The following is a 24,545-nucleotide window of genomic DNA, read 5'->3' as shown; positions in this document are numbered from 1 at the left end:
TGAACAGCCTTCCAGCGCCGCCCTGCTGCGCCTGATGGCGTGGCTGTCGCCGGCCTTTCCCGTCGGCGGCTTCGCCTACAGCCATGGTCTCGAACGCGCGATGCATGACGGGCTCGTGAGCGATGCCCGCAGCCTCGCGGCCTGGCTGGAGACGCTGGTCGAGACGGGCTCGGGCTGGAACGATGCCGTGCTGTTTGCCGAAGGCTGGCGCCAGACGCGCGATGGCAGGGATCTCGACGACGTCGCCGCGCTGGCCGAGGCGCTGGTCGGCTCGCGCGAACGGCATACCGAGACGATGCTGCAAGGGGCGGCCTTCCTCAAAGCCGCCGCCGCATGGCCCAATCCGGCGCTGGAGCGCCTGCCGGACGAGTGTGCTTATTGCGTCGCGGTCGGTGCCGTTGCCGGCGCCAATGGCATCGCGCTGCATGATGCCCTGGCCGCCTTCCTGCAGGCTTTCTTCTCCAACCTCGTCCAGGCCGCGATCCGGCTCGGCGTGGTCGGCCAGAGTGAAGCCACGACGCTTCTCGCCGGCTTCGAGCCGCTGGCGCTGGCCACCGCCGCCCGCGCATCCCGCTCGACATCAGACGATCTCGGTGGCTGCGCCTTCGTCTCCGATGTCATGGCGATGAAGCACGAAACCCAGTATTCGCGATTGTTCCGTTCATGATCCTGCTTGCCTTCGTCCTCTCTTTCGTCCTGCTGCTGATCACGGCATTGCATGTCTATTGGGGCATAGGCGGCATCTGGCCGGGCCGGGATGGGGCCTCCTGTGCCCGGGCGGTCGTCGGCTTTCGCGGCGTCGAGGAGATGCCAACGCCTTTCGCCAGTTTCGCCGTCGCCGCCTGCCTTGGCCTGGCAACGCTCTGGCCGCTGGCGCTGATCGGCTTCTTCGCCTCGCCCTTCCCCAGGGAAGGCCTTGCCGCCAGCGCACTGCTGATCGGGCTGGTGTTCATTGGCCGCGGCGTCGCCGGCTTCACGCCGTGGTGGCGTCGGCTGGCGCCCGAACAGCCTTTCGCGCGGCTCGACGCCAGCCTTTATTCACCGCTGTGCCTGCTGATCGGGCTCGGCTTCGCGGTTCTCGCCATCATGGAGTTTCCGACATGACACAAGCCAACGGCCCTCTGCGCATCGGCATTGGCGGTCCCGTCGGTTCCGGCAAGACGACGCTGACCGAAAAGCTCTGCAAGGCGTTGCGCGACGAGTTCTCCATCGCCGTCGTCACCAACGACATCTACACCAGGGAAGACGCCATGATGCTGGCTCGCCTCCAGGCGCTGCCGGAGGAGCGCATCGTCGGCGTCGAGACCGGCGGCTGCCCGCACACCGCCATCCGCGAGGACGCCTCGATCAATCTGCGGGCGATCGCCGAGCTGAACAGGAAGTTCCCCGACCTCGATATCGTTTTCATCGAATCCGGCGGCGACAATCTGGCCGCGACCTTCTCGCCGGACCTCGCCGACCTGACGCTCTATGTCATCTCGGTCTGCCAGGGCGAGGAAATCCCTAGGAAGGGTGGCCCGGCCATTACCCGTTCCGATTTCCTGATCATCAACAAGAGCGACCTCGCGCCCTATGTGAACGTCAATCTCGACGTGATGGAGAGCGATGCAGGCCGCATGCGCGGAAAGCGGCCGTTCGGCTTCACCGACCTGTCGCGCGGCAAAGGGTTGCAAGAGGTGATCGATTTCATCGTCGAGCATGGCGGGCTGAGGGCCGAGGCCGGCGCCAGCACGGCGGCTTGACCGGGGCGATCTTGCCTGCACCAACCGAAACCCGTTGCGGGTGGCCATGGGTCGCGGCATTCTCTCCCAAACCGGAGGATTTTCCATGAGCATCGCCCGCCTGCACAAAGAGCCGCTGAGCAACCTGCCCTTCTACGAGGAACGGGTCGATCTCGCCGCCGCCTTCCGCTGGACGGCGCGGCTCAACATGCATGAGGCCGTCGCCAATCACTTTTCGCTGTCGGTCAACGAGGACGGCACCAAATTCCTGATGAATCCCAACCAGGTGCATTTCTCGCGCATCAAGGCGAGCGATCTTCTGCTCATTGACGCCAACGATCCCGACACGCTGTCCGGCCCCAATGCGCCCGATCCGACGGCGTGGGGCCTGCACGGCGCCATCCATCGCAACGTGCCGCATGCGCGCTGCGCAATGCATGTACATTCGATCCATGCGACCGTGCTCGCCTCGCTCGCCGACTCGACGCTGCCGCCGATCGACCAGAACTCGGCCATGTTCTTCAACCGCCACGTCGTCGACGCGCATTATGGCGGACTGGCCTTCGAGGAAGAGGGTGAGCGCTGCTCGCAGCTGCTGACCGACCCGAAGGTCAAGGTCATGATCATGGGCAATCACGGCGTGATGGTGATCGGCGATACGGTGGCCGACACGTTCAATCGCATGTTCTATTTCGAGCGCGCCGCCGAGACCTACATCAAGGCGCTGTGGACCGGCCGCCCGCTGCGCACGCTGTCCGACGAGATCGCGGAGAAGACCGCCGCCGAAATGGACGACTATCCCGGCCAGGCCGAGCGCCATCTCGAAGAGTTGAAGGCGATCCTGGACGAGGAAGAGCCGGTGTACAGGAGCTGAGGATTACAGCCCAAGTTCCCGGCGCAATTCCCCGGCGCTGTTGATGACGATGGCGCCCGGCGGGCCTTCCATGGGCGCTTCCGGCCAGAAGATCGTCTTCATGCCGGCGGCCAGCCCCGCCATGGCGCCCGGCCAACTGTCGTCGACCGCCACCGCGTGGCTGGGATCGACATCGGCCAGATAGGCGGCGCGCAGGAAAGGCTCGGCGTGCGGCTTGCCTTCGCGCACATCGTTGCGGCTGACCGTCTTCATGCCTGGATAGACGAGGCCCACCATGCGCAGATTGGCATCGACGATCATGCGGTCGGAATTCGAGACCACCGCCTGCTGGACGCCGAGCGCGCGTAGCTCGTTGAAGACCTCGATGGCTCCGGGACGCGGCTTCAGGCCTTCGACCAGCGGCAGATAATGCTCGTATTTGTGGACGATCCAGTCATCGAAAGGCAGGGTCAGGCCGAACTCGTCGCGCATCATTTCGTAGACCGGCCAGGCGGCGACGCCGAGCACGCGCTCATGCAGGTCACCAGGCGGGGTGAGGCCGACATTGCGCATCGCCGCCACCAGGGCCGCCTCGTGCAGCGGCTCGCTGTCGACCAGCGTGCCGTCCATGTCCCAGAAAACCGCCTTCGGTGTCATGCAGCGCTCCTTTTTGCGATCCCTTAAAGGGTTTGCGCCGGGAGATAAACCGCCGCAATCGCGGAACATCGCTCAGACCGACGGCAATGCCGCCCCGTTTTACGCGACTACAGACAGGTGACGCCAAAATCGCAATGCTCGTGCATAGGCATTTGCCCTTGAGATTGACAATTGCGCGGCGAGCCGTTCCCTGCGAAAATAGGGATGGACCGTCGCATGACCGGCGGTTTCGGGAGGCAGGACGTGAATACCCGGCAGGATGGCGGCAGCAACAGGCTGGATGACGCGGCGCGCGCCGGCTGGCTCTATTATGTTGCCGGCAACACACAGGACCAGATCGCCGCCACCCTCGGCATCTCCAGGCAGACGGCGCAGCGGCTGGTGTCGCTGGCGGTGTCGGAAGGCCTGATCAAGGTCCGCGTCGATCATCCCATAGCCAACTGCCTCGACCTCGCGGCCCGGCTCAAATCCCGCTTCGCGCTCGATCTGGTCGAGGTGGTGCCGAGCGACCCGAACTCGTCCTCCACCACCATCGGCATCGCCGAGGCGGCGGCGGCCGAGATTGAGCGGCGGCTGCGGTCGCCGACACCGATCGTCATGGGCATCGGCACGGGGCGCACGCTGAAGGCGGCGATCGAACAGCTGCCGCCGATGGAATGCCCGCAGCACAAGGTGGTGTCCTTGACGGGCAACATTTCGCCCGACGGTTCGGCCGCCTTCTACAACGTCATCTTCACCATGGCCGACAGGGTCAAGGCGCGCTCCTTCCCGATGCCGCTGCCGGTCATCGCCTCCTCGCCGGAAGAGCGCGAGATGCTGCTCAACCAGCCAATGATCCAGCCGACGCTGGCTCTGGCGGCCGAGGCCGATGTCACCTTCATCGGCATCGGCGACCTCGGTCCGAAGGCGCCGCTCTACGAAGACGGGTTCATCTCGGAAAGCGAGCTGAAGGCCCTGCAGAAGGCCGGCGGCGTCGCCGAAATCGTCGGCTGGGTGTTCGACCGCGACGGTCGCATGATCGAAGGCATCACCAATGACCGGGTCTCATCGGCCTCGCTGCCGTCGCGCGAAAGGTCGCTGGTCATTGCGCTGGCCATGGGCGAGCGCAAGCTGCCGGGCATCCTGGCCGCCGTCAACCGGCGGCTGGTCAATGGGCTCATCACCGATGAACGGACGGCCACGGCCCTCCTGGCCGGCATCTGAGCGCGGACCACTTCTTCGCGCCAACTCTCCATAAAGCCAGCAAGGCTATCGGTGCCGTCCGAAAGGGTCGTTGCCATCGAGAAAGCCGAGATCGCGCTGCAGATGCGGCGACAGGTCCCTGATGTCGAGATGGGCTTTCTTCCTGATCGAAAACCAGCCGAATCCGTCCGCGAGCCATGAAATCCAGCGGTGATCCGGTGCGGGTGTGCATTTGTGCTGCGCCATGGTCATGATCGTTAACCTTCGCTATCCTGAGCCCGAATGGCGGGCTGGCACTGAATGTCGGTCCTGCCGGCCGCCTTCGCCAATCGAACGTCGATAAGAACCCATAAGGAGGCCTTATGCCCGACCTCAGCTCGCCACAGGTCTCACAGCTGCCGCCGCTGCAGGCGATCAGGGTGTTCGAAGCGGTGGCGCGGCATCTCTCCTTCACCAAGGCAGCGGTCGAACTCGCCATGACGCAGGCCGCGGTCAGCTACCAGATCAAGGTGCTGGAGGAGCGCGTCGGCGCGCCGCTGTTCCTGCGCCGGCCACGGCAGATCGAACTGACCGAGGCCGGGCAAAGGCTCGCGCCGGCGGTCAGCGAGGCCTTCGCCATTCTTGGCCAGGCCTATGCCGCGGCGCGGGGCGGCGCCGACGGTCTGCTGTGCGTCACCACCGTGCTGACCTTCGCCTCCAACTGGCTGGCGCATCATCTGGGTTCGTTCCAGATGGCGCATCCGGCGCTCGCCGTGCGGCTCGAGACGTCGAGCCGGTTGACGGATTTCGCGCGCGAGGACGTCGACCTCGCCATCCGCTCGGGCGGCGGCAAATGGCCGGGACTGGAGGCCCACAAGCTGCTCGACGCCGACTTCACGCCCATGCTCAGTCCGAAACTGGCGGCGAGCATCGGCGGCGTCAGGGAGCCGGCAGACCTGCTCAAACTACCGATCCTCGATCCGAGCGACATCTGGTGGACGCAATGGTTCGAGGCCGCCGGCGTGCACAGCCACGACCTCGCCAAGCGGCCCGGCAGCAGCATGGGCGCGCAGGCCTACGAAGCCAACGCGGCAATCGCCGGCCATGGCGTGGCGATCCTGACCCGGGCGCTGTTCAAGGCCGAACTCGCCGACGGCCGCCTGATCCAGCCATTCGATCTGGTGGGAGACGACGGCCATGCCTACTGGCTGGTCTATCCCGTGGCGCGCCGCAATGTGCCTAAGATCCGCGCTTTCCGCGACTGGCTGATGGCCGAGATCGCCTGCTGACGGGTCGATCCCCGGCCGCCACCCGAGTTCCCGCATATCCTGCTTGCGCCATGCCCGGCCCGATCGAGGGCCGGGTTCTGTACCCCCATGTCGCCTTCAATGCCTGGCGGAGTCCTTCCCGTGCTGCGCTGCAGCATCGAATCGGGCTTGACATAATTAAGACTTAGTGAGTAATTGCTCACAGCCAAGGCAAATGCTCATCTTGGTCCATGGGAGGAATTTGATGAAACTTCGCACGCTCATCCTGGGCTTGTGCTCGACCAGCGCACTCGCGTTCGCCGCACATGCCGAATCCATCACCATCGCCACCGTCAACAATGGCGATATGGTCCGCATGCAGAAGCTGACCGACGACTTCACCAAGGCTAACCCCGATATCCAACTGAACTGGGTCACGCTCGAGGAAAACGTGCTGCGCGAGCGCGTCACCACCGACATCGCCACCAAGGGCGGCCAGTACGACGTGATGACGATCGGCACCTACGAGGTTCCGATCTGGGCCAAGCAGAGCTGGCTGCTGCCGCTCGACAAGCTCGGCGACGACTACGACGTCAAGGACATCATTCCGGCCATCGCCGGCGGCCTCTCGGTCGACGGCAAGCTCTACGCCGCGCCCTTCTACGGCGAAAGCTCCTTCGTCATGTATCGCAAGGACCTGATGGACAAGGCCGGGCTCAAGATGCCCGACGCGCCGACCTGGGACTTCATCAAGCAGGCCGCCGACAAGATGACCGACCGCGCCAACGGCGTGAACGGCGTCTGCCTGCGCGGCAAGGCCGGCTGGGGCGAGAACATGGCCTTCCTCACCGCCATGTCGAACTCGTTCGGCGCGCGCTGGTTCGACGAGAACTGGAAGCCGCAGTTCGACCAGCCCGAATGGAAGAATACGCTGCAGTTCTACGTCGACCTGATGAAGGCCGACGGTCCGGAAGGCGCGTCCTCCAACGGCTTCAACGAGAACCTGGCGCTGTTCCAGCAGGGCAAGTGCGGCATGTGGATCGACGCCACTGTCGCGGCGTCCTTCGTCTCCGATCCGAAGAACTCGACCGTCGCCGACAAGGTCGGCTATGCACTTGCGCCCGACAATGGCTTGGGCAAGCGCGGCAACTGGCTGTGGGCCTGGTCGCTGGCCATTCCCGCCGGCACCAAGAAGGCTGACGCGGCCGAGAAGTTCGTGTCGTGGGCAACCAGCAAGCACTATGCCGAGCTGGTCGCGTCAAAGGAGGGCTGGGCCAACGTTCCTCCGGGCACGCGCTCTTCGCTCTACGCCAACCCCGAGTACCAGAAGGCGGCTCCGTTCGCCAAGATGACGCTGGACTCCATCAACGCCGCCGACCCGACGCATCCGACCGTCAAGCCGGTGCCCTATGTCGGCGTCCAGTTCGTCGCCATTCCCGAGTTCCAGGGGCTCGGCACTACCGTCGGCCAGCTGTTCTCGGCGGCTCTTGCCGGCCAGTCTAGTGTCGACGATGCACTGAAGCAGGCCCAGGACGCCGCCACCGCGGCGATGACCGAGGGCGGTTACATCAAGTAAGGCTCCTCCCGGTGCCGAATGCCGGCCGACGACCATGACCGGCAACGGCCGCCCGAAACCCAGTTCGGGCGGCCGCCTTCAATACCCCAGATAAATCTGGCACAACTCTGAAAACCTGGCTGACCTTTGGAGGGTGACCGTCATGGCTACTCAGCAGACCCGTTCGCTTGCCCGTTTCATGATGGCGCCGTCCGTCGTGCTGCTGCTGGTCTGGATGGTTGTCCCGCTGGCGCTGACGCTGTGGTTCTCCTTCCAGCAATACAATCCGCTCAACCCGGTTCGTGACGGCTTTGTCGGCCTTTCCAACTACGCACTGTTCTATTCCAATCCGGCCTTCCTGCAGTCGATCCTCAACACTCTGATCCTGGTGATCAGCGTGCTGTTGATCACGGTTATCGGCGGCATCCTGCTGGCGCTTCTTATCGACCAGCCGATGTGGGGACAGGGCATCGTGCGTATCCTCGTCATCTCGCCATTCTTCGTCATGCCGCCGGTCGCCGCGCTGGTCTGGAAGAACATGATTATGCACCCGCAATATGGCGTCTTCGCCGACATAGCGCGGTTCTTCGGGGCACAGCCGATCGACTGGTTCGGGCAACATCCGATGACGGCGATCATCATCATCGTCGCCTGGCAATGGCTGCCCTTCGCGACGCTCATCCTGCTCACAGCGCTGCAGTCGCTCGACGGCGAACAGAAGGAAGCCGCCGAGATGGACGGCGCCGGCTTCCTCAGCCGCTTCTGGTACCTGACGCTGCCGCACATGTCGCGGGCGATCACCGTGGTCATCCTGATCCAGACGATCTTCCTGCTCTCGGTCTATGCCGAGATCCTGGTCACCACCAATGGCGGCCCGGGCTACGCCTCCACCAACCTGCCCTTCCTCGTCTATCAGAAGGCGTTGCTGGAGTTCAAAATCGGCCAGGCCTCGGCCGGCGGCATCATCGCGGTCATTCTCGCCAACATCGTCGCCTTCTTCGCCATGCGCGCCGTCGGCAAGAACCTGGACAAGTAAGGGAGGACAAGATGGCACGCTCAGTCACCACCCGGCACAAGACGATCGCGACGGTTGCCGCCTGGATTGTCGCCCTGCTGATCTTCTTTCCGATCCTCTACACGATCATCACCTCGTTCAAGTCGGAACAGGAGGCGATCCAGGGCTTCAACCTGATCCCCTCGGGAACCTTCGAAAGCTATTCGGAAGTGCAGGCGCAGAGCGGCTACTTCAAGTTCTTCCTCAATTCGGTAATCCTGTCGGTTGGCTCGACCATCCTGGCGCTGCTGGTGGCCATACCGGCGGCATGGTCGATGGCGTTTTCGCCGACGAAGCGGACCAAGGACATCCTGATGTGGATGCTGTCCACCAAGATGATGCCGGCGGTCGCCGTGCTGTTTCCCATCTACCTGATCTTCCGCAATCTCGGCCTGCTCGACAGCCGCATCGGCCTGATGGTGATGCTGATGCTGATCAACCTGCCGATCGTTGTGTGGATGCTCTACACCTACTTCCGCGAAATCCCCGGCGAGATCCTGGAAGCGGCGCGCATGGACGGCGCGTCGCTGTGGAACGAGATCATCTATGTGCTGACGCCGATGGCGGTGCCAGGCATCGCCTCGACCATGCTGCTGAACATCATCCTGGCCTGGAACGAGGCGTTCTGGACGATCCGGCTGACCACAACGGACGCCGCGCCGCTGACAGCTTTCATCAGCTCGTTCTCGAGCCCGCAGGGCCTGTTCTGGGCCAAGCTTTCAGCGGCCTCGACGCTGGCCATCGCGCCGATCCTGATCATGGGCTGGTTCAGCCAGAAGCAGCTGGTGCGCGGCCTGACATTTGGCGCCGTGAAGTAACACCGCCGCGAACGGTGGACGTCGGACAATAATCCCTCGGGGAGGAAACCATGGGAAACATCACGCTCAAGAACGTCTCCAAGTCCTTTGGATCGACGTCCATCATCCCCGGCCTCGACCTGGTGATCGAGAATGGCGAGTTCGTCGTCTTCGTCGGCCCGTCGGGCTGCGGCAAGTCCACGCTGCTCAGGCTGATCGCCGGCCTGGAAGACACCAGCGGCGGCACCATCAGCATCGACGGCCGTGACGTCACCGGCGAAGCGCCGGCCAAGCGGAAGCTCGCCATGGTGTTCCAGTCCTACGCGCTCTACCCGCATATGACGGTGGCCAAGAACATCGCCTTCCCACTGAAGATGGCGGGCGAGGACCAGGCGACGATCGACAGGAAGGTGAAGGACGCCGCCCGCGTGCTCAACCTCACCAACTATCTCGAGCGTCGTCCCGGCCAGCTCTCGGGCGGCCAGCGCCAGCGCGTCGCCATCGGCCGCGCCATCGTGCGCCAGCCCTCGGCCTTCCTGTTCGACGAACCGCTGTCCAACCTTGACGCAGCACTTCGCGGCACCATGCGGCTGGAGATCAGCGAACTGCATCACCAGCTCAAGACCACGATGATCTACGTCACCCACGACCAGGTCGAAGCCATGACCATGGCCGACAAGATCGTCGTGCTCAATGCCGGCAATATCGAGCAGGTCGGCTCGCCGATGGAGCTCTACCGCAATCCCAACAACCTGTTCGTGGCCGGCTTCATCGGCTCGCCCAAGATGAACCTGATCGAGGGCGCGCCGGCAGCCAAGTACGGCGCCAAGACGATCGGCATCCGGCCCGAACACATGCAGATCTCGACCACGGCGGGCGACTGGAAGGCCACTGTCGGCGTAGCCGAGCATCTGGGATCCGACACGTTCCTGCACGTTCAGGCCGACGGCGTCGGCCCGCTGACCGTGCGTGCCGACGGAGAACTGGCGGTGCATCACGGCGATACGATCTACCTCACGCCCGACAAGGCCAAGCTGCATCGCTTCGGCCCCGATGGCAAGGCGATGGCAAAGTGAGACTGAAAGGCAAATCGGCGCTGATCACCGGATCGGCGCGCGGCATCGGCAAGGCCTTCGCCGAAGCCTATGCGCGCGAAGGCGCCACGGTGGCCATCGCCGATATAGACCTTGAGGCCGCGCGAAAGACGGCGGCCGGGATTGGCGACAGCGCCTATGCGGTCGCACTCGACGTCACCGACCAGGCATCGATCGACGCCGCGGTGAAAGCGGTCGAGGACAAGACCGGCGGCCTCGACATCCTGATCAACAACGCAGCCCTGTTCGACCTCGCGCCGATCGTCGAGATCTCCCGGACGAGCTACGAAAAACTGTTCTCGGTCAACGTCGCCGGCACGCTGTTCATGCTGCAGGCGGCCAGCCGGTCGATGATCGCACGCGGCAAGGGCGGCAGGATCATCAACATTGCGAGCCAGGCCGGGCGGCGCGGCGAGCCGCTGGTCGCCGTCTACTGCGCCACCAAGGCCGCCGTCATCTCACTGACCCAATCGGCGGGCCTCGACCTCATCAAGCACCGCATAAACGTCAACGGCATCGCACCGGGCGTCGTCGACAGCGACATGTGGGATCAGGTCGATGCGCTGTTCGCCAGATACGAGAACCGGCCGAAGGGCGAGAAGAAGAGGCTGGTCGGCGAGGGCGTCCCCTATGGCCGCATGGGCAGGCCCGAGGATCTCGCGGGCATGGCCGTGTTCCTGGCCAGCGACGAGGCCGAATACATCGTCGCCCAGACCTACAATGTCGATGGCGGGCAATGGATGAGTTGAACTGGGCGGGTTGAGGGGGAAGGCGCCGCTCTCTTTTCCTCCGGAGAAGGCGCCCCTGGGCAGGTGGGGGGCAGCGCACTGCAAGAGCAGGTGTTGCCCCCCATCCTCGCCCTCCCGAGGGAGGCAAGGCAGCCGGGCCGCAAATCGGCCAAAAGGTAAAAGCAGATGACCGTAAAACTCTCCTCCTCGAACCTCTCCAGGCTTCCCTCCAAGGTTGCCCGTCCTAGCTATGACCGGTCGGCGCTGAAAGCCGGCATCGTCCATTTCGGCGTCGGCAATTTCCACCGCTCCCATCAGGCCGTCTATCTCGACGACCTGTTCAGCCAGAGCGTGGGACATGACTGGGCGCTGGTCGGCGCCGGGGTCTTCGAGGGCGAGAAGATCGGGCGCGGGAAGCTCAAGGAACAGGACTGGCTGACCACGGTGGTCGAGCAGGACGAGGGCCATATGAGCGCCCGCGTGACCGGCGCCATGATCGACTTCCTGATGCCGGGCGATGCGACCGGCATCATCGAAAGGCTGGCCGACCCGGCGATCAGGATCGTCTCGCTGACCATCACCGAAGGCGGCTATTTCATCGATCCGGCCTCCGGCAAGTTCAACCCGGCCCATCCCGACATCGTCGCCGACGCGCAGCCGGGAGCGACGCCGAAGACCGTGTTCGGCATCATCCTGGCCGGGCTGGTGCGCCGCCGCGCCGACGGCATCGTGCCCTTCACCGTCATGTCGTGCGACAACATTCCCCACAACGGCCATGTCACGTCGGATGGCGTCATCGGTCTGGCCCGGCTGATCGACGAGAGCCTCGCTCAATGGGTCAGCGACAAGGTCGCCTTTCCCAACGCCATGGTCGATCGCATCACGCCGGCGACTTCGGACCGCGAGCGCAAGATCCTGGCCGACGATTTCGGCGTGGAGGACAGCTGGCCTGTCTTCTGCGAGCCGTTCAAGCAATGGGTGCTGGAAGATCATTTCACCGCCGGCCGCCCGGCGCTGGAAAAAGTCGGCGTGCAGTTCGTCAAGGACGTCTCGCCTTACGAGCTGATGAAGATCCGGATTCTCAATGGCGGACACGCCACGATTGCCTATCCGGCCGGGCTGATGGACATCCATTTCGTGCATGAGGCGATGCAGGAACCGCTGGTGCGCGGCTTCCTCCACAAGCTGGAACATGATGAAATCATTCCGACAGTACCGCCGGTGCCGAACACGGTGCTGGAGGATTATTACCAGCTGATCGAGAAGCGCTTTTCCAACCCCAAGATCGGCGACACGATCCGCAGGCTCTGCCTCGACGGCTCCAACCGCCAGCCGAAATTCATCATCCCGACCATCGCCGACCGGCTGAAGGCGGGCAAGGGCGTCGCCGGGCTGGCGCTGGAATCAGCGCTTTGGTGCCGCTACTGCTTCGGCACCACGGACAGCGGCGCCGTCATCGAGCCGAACGACCCGAGCTGGGACCGGCTGCAGGCGACGGCGAAGGCGGCCAAGGATGCGCCTGCCGCCTGGCTTGCCATGGAAGACATCTATGGCGATGTCGGCCGCGCGGCCTCCTTCGTGGAAGCGTTCGCGCATGCGCTCAACGTGCTGTGGGCCAACGGCGCGCGCGCCACGCTGACGCGCTATCTCGCGGGCAAGCTCTGAAAGCAGTCCGGCACCATGGCGCCCGAACTGGTCATCTTCGACTGCGATGGGGTGCTGGTCGACAGCGAAGCGCTCTCCATTTCGGCGCTGCTTGGCATGATCGAGCTTGCTGGCGGCCGCATCGGCGAGGATGCGGCCTATGAGCATTTCCTCGGCAAGAGCATGAAAAGCGTCCGCGAAATCCTTGGCCGCGACTTCGGCCTGGAGATCACCGACCAGCACCTGACCGCGATGCGCGTCGACCTGATGCGGAAATTCCGTGAGGAGCTGAAGCCGATCCCCGGCGTCAGGGAGATGCTGCCAAGGCTCGGCCTGCCCTTCTGCGTCGCGTCCTCCGGCACTCCCGAACGCATCCGCTACGCACTCGACGTTACCGGGCTGCTCGCGCTGATGGAGCCGCACCTGTTCAGCGCCGCCATGGTGGCCAGGGGAAAGCCGGCGCCCGACCTTTTCCTGCATGCCGCCGCCACAATGCGGGCGGACCCGCGCAAATGCCTGGTGATCGAGGACAGTCCGGCCGGGATCGCAGCGGCTCGCGCGGCCGGTATGCGGGTCTTTGCCTTCGCCGGCGGCTCGCATGCCGGCAACCCGGCCTTGAAAGCGCGGCTTGCGTCGAGTGAACCGGACTTTATATTCGCTGACATGCTGCAATTGCCCGATCTGATTGCAGGCCTGGGAGCGAGAGTTAGAGCATCTTGACGAAACAATTTGTTTGCGCGGTCGATGTCGGCACCGGGAGCGCTCGCGCGGGCATTCTCGACACCAGTGGCACCCTGCTCGGCCGCGCCGAACGGCCGATCGCCATGAACCAGCCGAAGCCCGATCACGCCGAGCATGATTCGCGCGATATCTGGGCTGCCGTCTGCACCGCCGTCCGCGCCGCGCGCGAGAAAGCGGGCGTTGCCGCAAGCGATATCGTCGGTATCTCGTTCGACGCCACCTGCTCGCTGGTCGTGCGCGACCGGCAAGGCGGCCAGCTCAGTGTTTCGACGTCAAGCGACAAGCGCTGGGACACGATCGTCTGGCTCGACCATCGCGCCATCGCCGAGGCCGACGAGTGCACGGCGAGCGGCCATGAGGTGCTGAACTACATCGGCGGCGTCATGTCGCCGGAGATGGCGACGCCGAAGCTGATGTGGCTGAAGCGGAACCTGCCCAAGACGTGGAATGAAGCTGGCTATCTATTTGACCTCGCCGATTTCCTGACATGGCAGGCAACCGGTTCGCTCGCCCGCTCGCAATGCACGCTGACGGCGAAATGGACCTACCTGGCGCACCAGGAAACCGCCTGGCAGCGGGACTTCTTCAAACTCGTCGGCCTGGACGACCTTTTCGAGCACGGCAATTTGCCTGAGCGGGCGAGCCCCGTCGGCGCCGACATCGGATCGTTGACGGCACAGGCGGCGGCCGAGCTTGGCCTCAGCGAAAACTGCCGGGTCGGCGCCGGGGTGATCGATGCCTATGCCGGCGCGCTTGGGGTGCTCGGCGGCTTTGCCGGTGACGACCACGACATCAGCCGGCACCTAGCGCTGATCGCGGGCACGTCGAGCTGTGTCATGGCGATGTCGCCCGACCCGCAGCCCTTCGCCGGGGTCTGGGGCCCCTATTACGGCGCGGCGCTGCCAAGCCTGTGGCTGTCCGAGGGTGGCCAGTCGGCCACCGGGGCGCTGCTCGACCACATCATCCGCTGGCACGGTGCCGGCGGCGAGCCGAACGCGGCCATGCATGCCAGGATCGCCAGCCGCGTCGCCGAACTGCGCGCCGGCGAAGGCGAGGCGCTTGCCGGCCGGCTGCACGTGCTGCCCGATTTCCACGGCAACCGTTCGCCGCTCGCCGATCCGCATGCCGTGGGCGTGGTCAGCGGGCTGACGCTGGATTCCTCCTTCGACAGCCTGTGCAAGCTCTACTGGCGCACGGCCGTCGGCATCGCGCTCGGCGTGCGCCATGTGCTGGAGGCGCTGAACGAGAACGGCTATCTCATCGACACGCTGCATGTCACCGGCGGCCACACCAAGAATCCGCTTCTGATGGAGCTCTATGCCGACGCCACCGGCTGCACGGTGGTGGAGCCGCTGGCCGATGAGGCGGTGCTGCTCGGCACCGGCATGGTCGCCGCCACCGCGGCCGGCCTGTTCCCGGACCTCAACGCGGCCTGTCTCGCCATGCAGCAGGGCGGCAGGACGCGTGCGCCCAACAAGGCGGCCGGCCCGCGTTTCGACCGCGACTACCGGATTTTCCTGGAAATGCACCGTCAGCGGCAGGCGCTCGACGCAATCCGATAGAGAGCTGGCCGTGGCAAGGCAAATTCGACGAGGCTGCCTGAAAGATAACTTGACTGTAGTTGTCATAATTATTAGGCCGGGCTGACTTCCCATCATGGGTCGCCCGGAGACCTCTCAATGCGCAGGATATCATCGTCATGGTCGTGGCTTTCGGCCGCGATCCTAGCTCTCTCGGTTTTTGCCGGATGGCCGGGCAGCGCCGCGGCAGACGAGGTCGTGATCAAGGATTCCCGCGGCCAGGACATCAAGCTGAACCGCCCGGTTGGCAGCGTCGCGATCTTTCCTCTGCCCATTCCCGAGGCCATGATCGCCATCGATGGCGGAACCAGCCGACTGACCGCCATCAATCCAAGGGCGCAGTCAGCTCTGATGAAGGGTGTGATCGGGCAGCTCTTTCCCGAGATCGCCACGATTCGCACCGATCTGGTGGCGCCCAATTTCATTCCCAATGTCGAGGAAATCCTCAAGGCTGGCCCCGACATCGTTGTGCAGTGGCAAGCCAAGGGCGATGAGCGCGTCGCGCCGATGGAAAACGCCGGTATCAAGGTGGCCACCGTCAGCACCGAGTCCCGCGAGACCCGGCGCGGCTACGTAACCATGCTTGGCGAGATCCTTGGCAAGCCGGACCGCGCGCAGGCCTTCCTCGATTGGGACGACAAGACCGTCGCCGACATTTCGGCGGTCCTCTCCGCCGCCGGCCGGAAAAAGCCGCGCATAGCGTTCATCGACAGCATGAACGACAATGAGTTCGTCGTCTTCGGCCGCGAGGAGGCCTATTTCACCGCCTCCGGCCTGGTGAATGCCGCCACCGAGGCCGGCTTCACCGACGGCTCGGTCAAGGTCGGGGCGGAATCGCTGTTGCAATGGAATCCGGACATCATCCTGGTCAACTACTACAACGACACGATCAAGCCGGCCGATATCCTGCAACATCCGGTGCTGGCAAGCCTCGATGCGGTCAAGAAGGGACGCGTCTACAAGACACCGGCGATCGATCCGGCCACCGCCGCCGGCGGCGAGCTTGCCTATCAGTGGCTTGCTGAAATCGGCTACCCCGATCTGTTCAAGACCGACATGCGCAAGGCTGTCTCGGACGGGTTCAAGCTGCTCTATGGCAAGGAGCTGACCGCCGGTCAGATCGACCAGCTCTTGCAGATGGACTGGAACGGCAAGAGCGCCGGCTACGCCGAGACGTTCGGCAAGTAAGGCGCACGGGGAGCGATGCCGTGAAGGATATCGGCTTTGTCACGTCGGGTGATGGCGCGCAGCTGCAGTGCTATCAGGATTACAAGGCCCATATCGATGAAGAAATCTATCTGCGCTTCATCGATCGCGTCGACCTGACGGCGTTCAAGGCAATCGTCGTCCCCGATTTCTCCAACCAGGATCTCTTGCGCCGACACGCGCGCCAACTCAACGACTATCTGGCGCAGGGCGGATTCCTCCTCGTGTTCGAACCGAACCGCATGGACGAATGGCTCGATGTCGTCTCCGTGCAGTGGTTCAGCCGCGAAACGGAAGACTGGAAGTGGTGGATGCGCCCGGGCGGGCGCATGGAGGCCTATCAACCCAACCCGCACCATTCGATGGCCAAGGCCATTCCCCTGGCCGACATGTGCTGGCACTTTTTCGGCGCCTTCCGCTTTCCCGAAGACGCGACGCCAATCCTGAATATCGACAATGATGAGGGTTGCCTGATGTTCGACCTGCCGGTCGATGGGGGCGGCCGGCTGATTGCCTCGACCATCGATCCGCACACCCACCACGGCCGCCGCTTCATGCCGGCGACAACGCGTTTCCTCAACCGCTTCTATCCCTGGCTCAAGACAGAGGTGACGGCAGGTGAGTGAGGCAAAGACCGATTTTCGCGGCGGGCACAGACCGCATCTCGTCTATGTGCGCTCGACAAGGAGCTACAATATCGACCGTGTCGGCGGGCTGGTGCCGCAGGACTGGCGCTACAGCCCGGTCGATATCTACGACCTCGAGGCCATGGACCTCGGCGATGTCGACGTACTGTTCCTGTCAGGAATGCACGACCAGATTTTCCTGAAGTCGATCGAGGCGAAACTCGTCGACTATCTCGCCTCGGGTGGTCATTTCCTCATCAACGGTCACATCATCATTCCGTGGCTGCCTTGCCTTTCGCCGTTCAAACCCGTCACGCCGAAGCCGTTCACCAACTGGATGATCCGCCCCGCCGCGCCGGGCGCCTATTTCGGCCGCATGGACTTCGAGAACTTCCATCGGCATGAGGGGATCCTGGGGCAATATGCGCGTGGCTATGCCGATGCGCCCGAAGGCGCGCAGTGGCTCTGCCTGATCGGCGGGCCGACGCCAGACGGCACCATCCATGAAGGGCCGGTGGACTGGGTCTGGCGCATGCCCGGCGGTGGCAAGGTCTTCATGCACAATGGCGACCATATCGAACAGTTCTGCTCGGACCCGCGCTTTGAGCCCAATCTTTTCCACGACATACTGAAGGCTCTGGTCTTTACCGACGAGCCTGTCGCCCTAGCGCCGCCGACGCGGACGGGTCCTGCGTGATGCCATCGGCCGTCGACGACACCAGCACCACGGCAAGCTCCGCCGACGCCCAGGCGATCGGCATCGGGCTGGCCATCCCTGCCCTTGTCGTACTGCTGGCGGCGGCGATGATCGCGTCCTTGTCGATTGGCCGCTACAGCGTCGGGCTTGGCGATCTCGCAACACTGGTTTCAGGCTGGCTTGGCATCGGACCCGGCCGTGCCGGTGTTGCCGAACCGGTGTGGCGCGTGGTCGAGCTGGTGCGCATTCCGCGCATGCTGATCGGCGGCTTCGTCGGCGCCGGCCTGGCGCTTTCGGGCGCGGTTCTGCAGGGCGTGTTCCGCAATCCCCTGGTCGACCCACATGTCATCGGCGTGTCCTCGGGCGCGGCATTCGGCGGTGTGTTCGCCATTCTGCTCGGGCTTGGCGCGGCCGCACTTTGGTCGATGGCCTTCGCCTTTGGCCTGGCGGCGCTGTTGCTGGTCGTGATGATGAGCCGCAAGGCAGGCCGTTCGTCGATCCTGATGCTGGTGCTGTCGGGCGTGGTCATCTCGGCGCTGTTTTCGGCACTGGTTTCGCTCGCGACCTATCTCGCCGATCCCAATGACACTTTGCCGGCCATCGTTTTCTGGTTGATGGGGTCGTTTGCCAGCGCCACGCCCGAGCGCGCGCTGCTGATGGTGCCGATCGTGGCGGTCTTTGCCTTGCCGCTCATGCTGATGCGCTTTCGCATAAACATCCTGTCGCTGGGCGATGAGGAAGCCCGCGGCCTTGGCCTCAAGGTCGAGCCGACCCGATGGCTTGTTCTATGCTGCGTGACCGGCATCACGGCGGCCAGTGTCGCCAATTCCGGGATAATCGGCTGGGTCGGGCTGGTGGTGCCACATTTTGCACGGTCGCTGGTCGGCCCCGATCACATGCGGCTGCTGCCGGCGTCGGCTCTGCTCGGCGCCAGCTTCATGCTGCTTGTCGATGTCATGGCGCGATCGCTGATACCAGCCGAAATCCCGCTTGGCGTGCTGACCGCCATCGTTGGTGCGCCGGTCTTCATGATCCTTCTGCACCGCACGCACAATGAGGGCTGGTAGCGTGATCGAGGCGCAGTCGCTGGGCTTTCGCTATGCGGCGAACGCGCCCTGGCTGTTTTGCGACCTGTCGTTCTCCCTCGCACCGGGCCAGACACTGGTGCTTCTGGGCCGAAACGGACGCGGCAAGACAACGTTGCTCAAATGCATGGCTGGCTTGATTTCGCCGACGGCGGGCTCGATCCGAAGCAAGGGCATCGTCGGCTACGTCCCCCAGCATTTTGCGTCACCTTTCGCCTATTCGGTGTTCGACGTCGTGCTGATGGGTCGGGCTCGCCATGTCGGACTGTTCTCCAATGCGACAGCGGTGGACAGGCAGCGCGCGGCACAGGCTCTGGAGACCGTAGGATTGCAGGCTTTCGCCCGGCGCTCGATTGGAACATTGTCAGGCGGAGAGCGTCAACTAGTCCTGATCGCGCGCGCTCTGGCATCGGAAGCCGATATCCTGCTTCTCGACGAGCCAACCTCGGCGCTCGATTTTCGCAATCAGGCCGTCGTTCTATCGATGCTGCGCCGGCTCTCAACCGAGCGCGGCCTGACCATCGTGATGACGACGCACGAGCCAACCCACGCTCTGGAAATCGCAAACCGGGCAATCCTGCTATACGGCGCCGGGCACAATGAGGAAGGGCCCGTCGCCAGCATGTGCACGGAGGAAAAACTGTCCGCGCTCTACGCCATCTCAATGAAGAAGCTGGCCTATACTACGGGCGAAGGCCAGACATCGAGTATCGTGGCGAGCTATGCCTCCATCGACCGCTGATGCAAGGATCCGGAGCGTATCAAGTCACCGCCTGCGCAGCGACACGCCCGATGCCGCGTCGAACAAATGGATGCTCTCCTCCTCGAACGTATAACGCACCGGGGCACGAAGCGCCGGGCATTCGCGGGCCGGCACGAGCGCGCTGATCTCCTTGCCGCCGGACCCGAACGTCACCAGCGCGTCATTGCCGTGGAACTCGATGAGGTCGGCGGTGCCTTGCAGCAGGTTGCCGCCGGCGGCGGCGCCAGCCGTCTTCAGGTCTGGGGGCCGGATGCCGAGCACCGCGCGCTCGCCCTGACGCAGATGGAAGCCGGAACCTTCGATCGCCAGGACCGCTCCGGCGCCGGTCAGGGTCCAGCCGTTCTCCGTCCTGGCCGGCGTTACCTCGATGAAATTCATGTTCGGCGTGCCGATGAAACCGGCGACGAACAGATTGCCGGGCCGGCCGTAGATTTCGGCCGGCGAGCCGACCTGCTCGATGACGCCGTCCCGCAGGAGCACGATGCGGTCGGCAAGCGTCATCGCCTCCAGCTGGTCATGGGTGACATAGACGGTGGTAGTCTTCAGCGACTGGTGCAGCCGGGCGATCTCGACCCGCATATGGTTTCGCAGCTTGGCGTCGAGATTGGACAAAGGCTCGTCGAACAGGAACACCTTGGGCGTCTTGATCATGGCGCGCGCGATGGCGACGCGCTGCTGCTGGCCGCCGGAAAGCTCGGTCGGCTTGCGGCCGAGATAGGGCTCCAGACCGAGCGTCGCCGCAACCGCTCCGACGCGCTTCTGGATCTCCGGCGCCGGCACCTTCTGGCGCCTCAGCCCGAAGGCGATGTTGTCGAAGATCGTCATATGCGGATAGAGCGCATAGTTCTGGAACACCATGGCGATGCCGCGGTCGCCGGGCTCGAGGTCGTTGACCACCTTGCCGCCGATCGAGACCTCGCCGCCGCTGATGTCCTCCAGCCCGGCCAGCATCCTGAGCAAGGTGGACTTGCCGCAGCCGGACGGGCCGAGGAACACCACGAATTCATGCTCCTCGATCGAGAGATTGAGATCGCGGATGACCGTCGTGGCGCCATAGGCCTTGTCGACGTGGGAGCAGGTGATCGCGGACATGGGTCAGCCCTTTTCGCCGGAAAGCAGGATCTGCAGCTTGACGTCCTGCGGATTGCCTTCGGCCGCCCGCTCGAAAGCCTTGATGCTGTCTGCAAAAGCATAGGTGCCGGTGATCAGCGGCTTGAGGTCGAGCTTGCCGGACGCGATGAGCTGCAGGGCCCGGTCGAAGATGTTGGCATAGCGGAACACCGTCTCGATGCGCACCTCCTTCGAGATCGCCGCCGGCACGTTGAGGGCCACCGGCTCGACGGGCAGTCCGACCAGCACGACAGCGCCGCCCGGCCGCACGACATCGAACAGGTCGGCGAAGGCCTTCGGGCTACCGCTGGCCTCGAAGACGATATCCGCGCCCCAATTGCCGGTCGCGGCGGCGACGGCATCCAACAGTGACTGCTCGCCGATATTGACCGGCACGATTCCGGCATATTGCGCGGCGATCTTGAGCTTCGGTGCGGAGAAATCCGAGATCAGCACTTTCGAACAGCCTCCGGCAAGGGCGGCAAGCGCGATCATGATGCCGATCGGGCCGCAGCCGACGACGACGGCGACATCGCCCGGAACGATGCGGGCGCGGCTCGCCGCCTGCATGCCGATGGCGAAGGGCTCGACCATCGCACCCTCGGCGAAGGAGACATTGTCGGGCAATTTGTAGGTGAAGGCGGCGGGGTGAACCGCATAGGGCGCAAGCACGCCGTGGATGGGCGGTGTCGCCCAGAAGCGAACATCCGGATCGACATTGTAGATGCCGAGTTTTGCCGCGCGGGACGACAGGTTCGGTACGCCAGGCTCCATGCAGACGCGGTCGCCAACCTGCAATGTGGTGACGTTGGCGCCGACCTCGACGACCGTTCCCGAGGCCTCGTGACCAAGCACCATCGGCGCGCGCACGACATAGCTGCCGATGGCGCCGTGCGTATAATAGTGCACGTCGCTGCCGCAGACGCCGACCGTGTGGATGGCGACCTTGACGTCGTTGGGTCCGACATCGAGCGGCAGCGCGATCTCGCGCAGCGACAGTTCGCCTTTTTTCTCAAGTACCAGAGCCTGCATCGGCCAATCCTCGCATCAAGTCTTTTTTTGCCGGAACACGGAATTCAGGAAGCCGCTGAGCACGCCGAGGAACAGCAGCGGCGGCAGCGACAGCAGCACGACCGAGGCGTTGAGGATGCCCCACGGCACATTCATGCCTTGCTGGGAGAGTTCGGAAGCAACGATCGGCAAGGTCTTGGCGTTGGAGCTCGACAGCATCAGCGCGATGAGGAACTCGTTCCAGACCAGCACGAAGCTGAAGGCGACCGCACCAGCCAGCGAGCGCGCCGCGACCGGCAAGGCGATGCGCCAGAACACTGAATAGGCGCCATAGCCGTCGACGAAGGCGGCTTCCTCGATCTCCTTGGGAACGGCCTGGAAGGCAGGTATCGCCAGCCACATGATCACCGAGATGGTGAGCAGCGAGTAGGTGACGATCAACGCCGGCAAAGTGTCGTAGAGACCGATCTGCAACCAGATCACCATCAGCGGGATGGCCACCGCCACCGGCGGCAGGAAGCGCAGCGACAGCACGAAGAACTGGATGTCGCCGGCCCAGCGGTTGGGATAGCGCGCCACGGCGTAGGCGGCGGGCAGGCCGAGCACAACGCCGATCAGCACCGCGCAACCGCAGGCGACGACGGAATTGTAGAGGCCGGTCAGCACGCTGTCGCGGCCGAGAATATAGCTGATGTTGGCAAGCGTGGGCGTGAACACCACGCGCGGCACGCGGGTGATGATATCGACATTGTTCTTCAGCGAGTTGAGCGCCGTCCACAGCAGCGGAAACACCGCCACGAAGCCCGCGACTGCCAGGACGGCCTGGCCGATCAGCCTGCCGGTTCTCATGCCTGCACCCGCTTCCACAGCATGGTGAAGGTGATGACGGTGGCGATCATCATCAGCACGGCCATGGCCGAGGCGTAGGAGACCTTGCCGGATTCGATGAAGCCTTGCGAGAAAGCGTACATGTCGAGCGTCTCCGTCGCCACGCCCGGGCCGCCGCGCGTCATGACGTAGATCAGGTCGAAAGAGCGCAGCGACTCGATCATCTTGACGAACATCAGGCTGATCAGCGGCGCCTTCAGCATCGGCAAGGTGACATAGGCATGGATCTGCCAGCGCCTGGCATGGTCGAGCCGCGCCGCTTCGATCGGCTGCGGGGGCAAGGTTTCGAGCAGCTTCAGCACGATGACGGCGAAGAACAGGCCCCATTGCCAGACGTCGACCGAGGCGACGGCGAACAGAGCCGATCCGGGCTTCGACAGCGGGTCGAAGATGAGCCCGCCGGTCAACAGGCGATAGGGATAGGTGGCGATGCCGTAGAGCGGATGATAGGCGAACTTCCAGACGAAGGCCGCCGAGACGCGCGGCAAAAGCACCGGAATGATGAACAGCAGGCAATAGAGATTGCGCAGGCGCGGCGAGGCGACCTCGAACATCAGCACGCCGAGCCCGATCGCCACGACCATGGTCGCGACGACAGTGACGATCTCCCATTTGACCGAGACCCAGACCGCGTTGAGAAACCGGCGGTCGAGGAAGAGATCGACGAAATTCGCGAACCAGACCCAGGAATAGCCCGCCGAACTCAACTCACGGTTCTGCAGGGCGATGACGATGGCGTAGAGCGTCGGCACCATCGACAGCACCAGCAGAATGGCGAGCGTGGGAACGACGAAAGTGACGGGCAGGGATGAGCGCCGGCGCATTGCCTAAACTCGCTTTTATCAGGGATGCCTGGCCACGCGGCCCTCTCTCGAAAGCCTGTGGCCCGTGCTAAAAATCCCGCGGCGCACAGGTCCCGGCATTCACTGGAATGCCGTGGCCCGCGCGCCGCGGGCGGGAGGATTACTTCTTCTTCACCAGGTCGTTGGCGTAGGCCTCGAGCTCGTTGAGGCCGCCCTTGATGTCGGTGCGCGTTCCCGTGACCAGCTCTTCCAGGATGATGCCCCAGCGGTCGCCAAGATCGGGCCAGCGCGGGTCCTGCCAGAAGTTGACCGCCGTGACCTTGCCGGTCTCTGCGAGCGCCTGGCCGAGGTCGGCGCCGTAGATGTCGGCGAATTCCTTGCTGGACAGGATGCTGGTGCGGTTCAGCTCGCCGAACTGATGCGCGTCGAGCCGACGCTTCTCGTTTTCCTTCGACGTCGCCCAGGCGATGAACAGACCCGCGCACTTCTTCGAAGCGTCGTCGGCATTGGCCTTGGCCGCGATGGCGAGGCCGTGGCCGTAACCGCCGCCCGGCAGCGGCGAGGGCGGCGGCAGGAAGCCGATCTTGCCGACCACCTGCGAGGTCTTGGGATCGACCGCCATGCCCGACAGCGGTGTCGATTCGACAAGGATGGCGACCTGACCGGACAGGAAGGCGCCGGTCGATTCATCCCAGCTGCCGGTCTGTGTGCCGGGCGCCGAATCCTTGAACAGCTTGAGGTAGGTTTCCGTCGCCTTGACGGCGGCCTCGGAATTGAAGGCCGGCTTGTCGCCGTCGAACCACTTGCCGCCATAGGCCTTGAAGAAGGGCATCCAGCGCCAGACATTGGCGCCCGAACCGCGCGCGCCGCGTAGCGCGATGCCGTACATGCCCTTGTCGGCATTGGTCAGCTTCGGCACGTCGGCGATGAGGTCGTCCAGCGTCTTGGGCGGCTGGATGCCGGCGGCCTCCAGCACGTCCTTGCGGTAGACCATGAGGTCGCCGCCGCCGGTGAGCGGCGCGAACCAGACCTTGCCGTCATAGGTGGCGACCTTCTGGCGGCCGGGGTCGAAGTCGGCGTAGTCATAGTCAGCCGGATAATAATCGGCGAGCGGAACGATCCATTTCGACGAGGCGAACAGCGCGACATTGGCTTCGTCGACATAGTAGACGTTGTAATTGCCGACGGTGGACGCATCGGCGCGCGACTTTGCCCGGCGGTCATTCTCGTTGAGATAATCGATCTGGAAGCCGGCGCCGGAGAGTTTCTTGAACTCGTCCTTGGAGTCTTCCAGCAGCGTCAAGCCGTCGCGCGGCTGCGCCAGCACCTTGACCGGCGCCGAGCAGACCGGCGCCTGCGCCAGGGCCATGGTTGAAACGGAAGCGGTAAGCACGAAAGCTGCGCCCAAACTCGCAGCGAGCCTATTTGGTTTCATGATTTTTCTCCTCCAGAACACTTCGCGGGAAGTGGCTGTCCCCGGGTTGCGCGATCCTCACCGTCGCCCGAGCGACATGCCACCCGACG

Annotated in this window: 26 protein-coding genes; 19 read left to right on the top strand and 7 right to left on the bottom strand. The window is 64.2% G+C overall.

Annotated features, from left to right (window positions below; translation table 11 throughout):
• Positions 1 to 22 precede the first annotated feature (22 nt).
• The 4 genes from J0I79_RS16215 (at position 23) to J0I79_RS16200 (ending at position 2,595) form a co-directional block, all read left to right on the top strand.
• Complete coding sequence (locus J0I79_RS16215) at positions 23 to 667, top strand: urease accessory protein UreF (protein ID WP_292860504.1); 645 nt, start codon at positions 23 to 25, stop codon at positions 665 to 667.
• Positions 664 to 1,104 carry a DUF3995 domain-containing protein gene (locus tag J0I79_RS16210; protein WP_292860501.1) on the top strand — a complete coding sequence of 147 codons (441 nt, stop codon included), beginning with the start codon at positions 664 to 666 and terminating at the stop codon, positions 1,102 to 1,104. Before J0I79_RS16215 ends, J0I79_RS16210 begins: the two co-directional genes overlap by 4 nt.
• Positions 1,101 to 1,742 carry an urease accessory protein UreG gene (gene ureG, locus J0I79_RS16205; RefSeq protein WP_292860498.1) on the top strand — a complete coding sequence of 214 codons (642 nt, stop codon included), beginning with the start codon at positions 1,101 to 1,103 and terminating at the stop codon, positions 1,740 to 1,742. The genes J0I79_RS16210 and ureG overlap by 4 nt, the downstream gene beginning before the upstream one ends.
• Positions 1,743 to 1,827: 85 nt before the next feature.
• Positions 1,828 to 2,595, top strand: coding sequence for a class II aldolase and adducin N-terminal domain-containing protein (locus tag J0I79_RS16200; protein ID WP_292860495.1), 768 nt, complete (start codon positions 1,828 to 1,830; stop codon positions 2,593 to 2,595).
• 3 nt (positions 2,596 to 2,598) lie between these two features.
• Here the strand turns inward: J0I79_RS16200 and J0I79_RS16195 are convergent, their stop codons facing one another.
• Entirely contained in the window at positions 2,599 to 3,231 is a 633-nt protein-coding gene (locus J0I79_RS16195; protein ID WP_292860492.1) for an HAD family phosphatase, read from the bottom strand.
• Between the two features lie 243 nt (positions 3,232 to 3,474).
• Between J0I79_RS16195 and J0I79_RS16190 the strand changes: the two genes are divergently transcribed.
• The gene (locus tag J0I79_RS16190) at positions 3,475 to 4,434 is read left to right on the top strand and encodes a sugar-binding transcriptional regulator (RefSeq protein WP_292860489.1); all 960 of its coding nucleotides are present in this window, start codon (positions 3,475 to 3,477) and stop codon (positions 4,432 to 4,434) included.
• Positions 4,435 to 4,479: 45 nt separating this feature from the next.
• On the opposite strand, the gene J0I79_RS16185 is transcribed toward J0I79_RS16190, so the two are convergent.
• The gene (locus tag J0I79_RS16185; RefSeq protein ID WP_292860486.1) at positions 4,480 to 4,665 is read right to left on the bottom strand and encodes a hypothetical protein; all 186 of its coding nucleotides are present in this window, start codon (positions 4,663 to 4,665) and stop codon (positions 4,480 to 4,482) included.
• 110 nt (positions 4,666 to 4,775) lie between these two features.
• Here J0I79_RS16185 and gcvA point away from each other — a divergent pair, with 110 nt between their 5' ends.
• From gcvA to J0I79_RS16115, 14 genes are all read left to right on the top strand, one after another.
• On the top strand, positions 4,776 to 5,681 hold the full coding sequence (gcvA, locus tag J0I79_RS16180; RefSeq protein WP_292860483.1) for a transcriptional regulator GcvA: 906 nt from the start codon (positions 4,776 to 4,778) through the stop codon (positions 5,679 to 5,681).
• A gap of 223 nt (positions 5,682 to 5,904) precedes the next feature.
• Positions 5,905 to 7,215, top strand: a complete 1,311-nt coding sequence (locus J0I79_RS16175) for a sugar ABC transporter substrate-binding protein (protein ID WP_292860480.1) — start codon at positions 5,905 to 5,907, stop codon at positions 7,213 to 7,215.
• A 142-nt stretch (positions 7,216 to 7,357) separates the two neighbouring features.
• Positions 7,358 to 8,230 (top strand): sugar ABC transporter permease, encoded by an 873-nt coding sequence (locus tag J0I79_RS16170; RefSeq protein WP_292860477.1) that lies wholly within the window; start codon positions 7,358 to 7,360, stop codon positions 8,228 to 8,230.
• An 11-nt stretch (positions 8,231 to 8,241) separates the two neighbouring features.
• A complete protein-coding gene (locus tag J0I79_RS16165; RefSeq protein WP_292860474.1) occupies positions 8,242 to 9,066 on the top strand; it encodes a carbohydrate ABC transporter permease in 825 nt (274 codons plus the stop codon).
• Between the two features lie 50 nt (positions 9,067 to 9,116).
• The gene (locus tag J0I79_RS16160; RefSeq protein ID WP_292860471.1) at positions 9,117 to 10,121 is read left to right on the top strand and encodes an ABC transporter ATP-binding protein; all 1,005 of its coding nucleotides are present in this window, start codon (positions 9,117 to 9,119) and stop codon (positions 10,119 to 10,121) included.
• The gene (locus J0I79_RS16155) at positions 10,118 to 10,888 is read left to right on the top strand and encodes an L-iditol 2-dehydrogenase (RefSeq protein ID WP_292860468.1); all 771 of its coding nucleotides are present in this window, start codon (positions 10,118 to 10,120) and stop codon (positions 10,886 to 10,888) included. Before J0I79_RS16160 ends, J0I79_RS16155 begins: the two co-directional genes overlap by 4 nt.
• Before the next feature lie 165 nt (positions 10,889 to 11,053).
• Entirely contained in the window at positions 11,054 to 12,532 is a 1,479-nt protein-coding gene (locus J0I79_RS16150) for a mannitol dehydrogenase family protein (RefSeq protein WP_292860465.1), read from the top strand.
• A gap of 15 nt (positions 12,533 to 12,547) precedes the next feature.
• Positions 12,548 to 13,231, top strand: a complete 684-nt coding sequence (locus J0I79_RS16145; RefSeq protein WP_292860462.1) for an HAD family hydrolase — start codon at positions 12,548 to 12,550, stop codon at positions 13,229 to 13,231.
• Entirely contained in the window at positions 13,228 to 14,814 is a 1,587-nt protein-coding gene (locus J0I79_RS16140) for an FGGY-family carbohydrate kinase (RefSeq protein WP_292860459.1), read from the top strand. The genes J0I79_RS16145 and J0I79_RS16140 overlap by 4 nt, the downstream gene beginning before the upstream one ends.
• Positions 14,815 to 14,931: 117 nt before the next feature.
• A complete protein-coding gene (locus J0I79_RS16135) occupies positions 14,932 to 16,020 on the top strand; it encodes an ABC transporter substrate-binding protein (RefSeq protein ID WP_292860456.1) in 1,089 nt (362 codons plus the stop codon).
• 20 nt (positions 16,021 to 16,040) lie between these two features.
• Positions 16,041 to 16,664 carry a hypothetical protein gene (locus J0I79_RS16130; RefSeq protein WP_292860453.1) on the top strand — a complete coding sequence of 208 codons (624 nt, stop codon included), beginning with the start codon at positions 16,041 to 16,043 and terminating at the stop codon, positions 16,662 to 16,664.
• A complete protein-coding gene (locus tag J0I79_RS16125) occupies positions 16,657 to 17,361 on the top strand; it encodes a hypothetical protein (RefSeq protein WP_292860450.1) in 705 nt (234 codons plus the stop codon). Before J0I79_RS16130 ends, J0I79_RS16125 begins: the two co-directional genes overlap by 8 nt.
• Entirely contained in the window at positions 17,361 to 18,428 is a 1,068-nt protein-coding gene (locus tag J0I79_RS16120) for an iron ABC transporter permease (protein WP_292860448.1), read from the top strand. Before J0I79_RS16125 ends, J0I79_RS16120 begins: the two co-directional genes overlap by 1 nt.
• Position 18,429: 1 nt before the next feature.
• A complete protein-coding gene (locus tag J0I79_RS16115) occupies positions 18,430 to 19,188 on the top strand; it encodes an ABC transporter ATP-binding protein (protein ID WP_292860445.1) in 759 nt (252 codons plus the stop codon).
• Positions 19,189 to 19,212: 24 nt separating this feature from the next.
• Here the strand turns inward: J0I79_RS16115 and ugpC are convergent, their stop codons facing one another.
• The 5 genes from ugpC to J0I79_RS16090 all read right to left on the bottom strand — a co-directional run bounded on the left by ugpC (position 19,213) and on the right by J0I79_RS16090 (position 24,456).
• On the bottom strand, positions 19,213 to 20,301 hold the full coding sequence (gene ugpC / locus J0I79_RS16110) for a sn-glycerol-3-phosphate ABC transporter ATP-binding protein UgpC (RefSeq protein ID WP_292860442.1): 1,089 nt from the start codon (positions 20,299 to 20,301) through the stop codon (positions 19,213 to 19,215).
• A gap of 3 nt (positions 20,302 to 20,304) precedes the next feature.
• Entirely contained in the window at positions 20,305 to 21,351 is a 1,047-nt protein-coding gene (locus J0I79_RS16105) for an NAD(P)-dependent alcohol dehydrogenase (protein ID WP_292860439.1), read from the bottom strand.
• 15 nt (positions 21,352 to 21,366) lie between these two features.
• Positions 21,367 to 22,179, bottom strand: a complete 813-nt coding sequence (locus tag J0I79_RS16100; RefSeq protein ID WP_292860436.1) for a carbohydrate ABC transporter permease — start codon at positions 22,177 to 22,179, stop codon at positions 21,367 to 21,369.
• Positions 22,176 to 23,042 (bottom strand): sugar ABC transporter permease, encoded by an 867-nt coding sequence (locus J0I79_RS16095; RefSeq protein ID WP_292860434.1) that lies wholly within the window; start codon positions 23,040 to 23,042, stop codon positions 22,176 to 22,178. The genes J0I79_RS16100 and J0I79_RS16095 overlap by 4 nt, the downstream gene beginning before the upstream one ends.
• A gap of 139 nt (positions 23,043 to 23,181) precedes the next feature.
• Positions 23,182 to 24,456, bottom strand: a complete 1,275-nt coding sequence (locus J0I79_RS16090) for an extracellular solute-binding protein (protein ID WP_292860431.1) — start codon at positions 24,454 to 24,456, stop codon at positions 23,182 to 23,184.
• Positions 24,457 to 24,545 lie beyond the last annotated feature (89 nt).

Origin of the sequence: Mesorhizobium sp. (genome assembly GCF_017306585.1) — a bacterium.
Taxonomy (GTDB): Bacteria; Pseudomonadota; Alphaproteobacteria; order Rhizobiales; family Rhizobiaceae; genus Mesorhizobium.
Note: the sequence above shows the minus strand (reverse complement) of the source record. Positions and strands in the feature narration are given on the sequence as shown.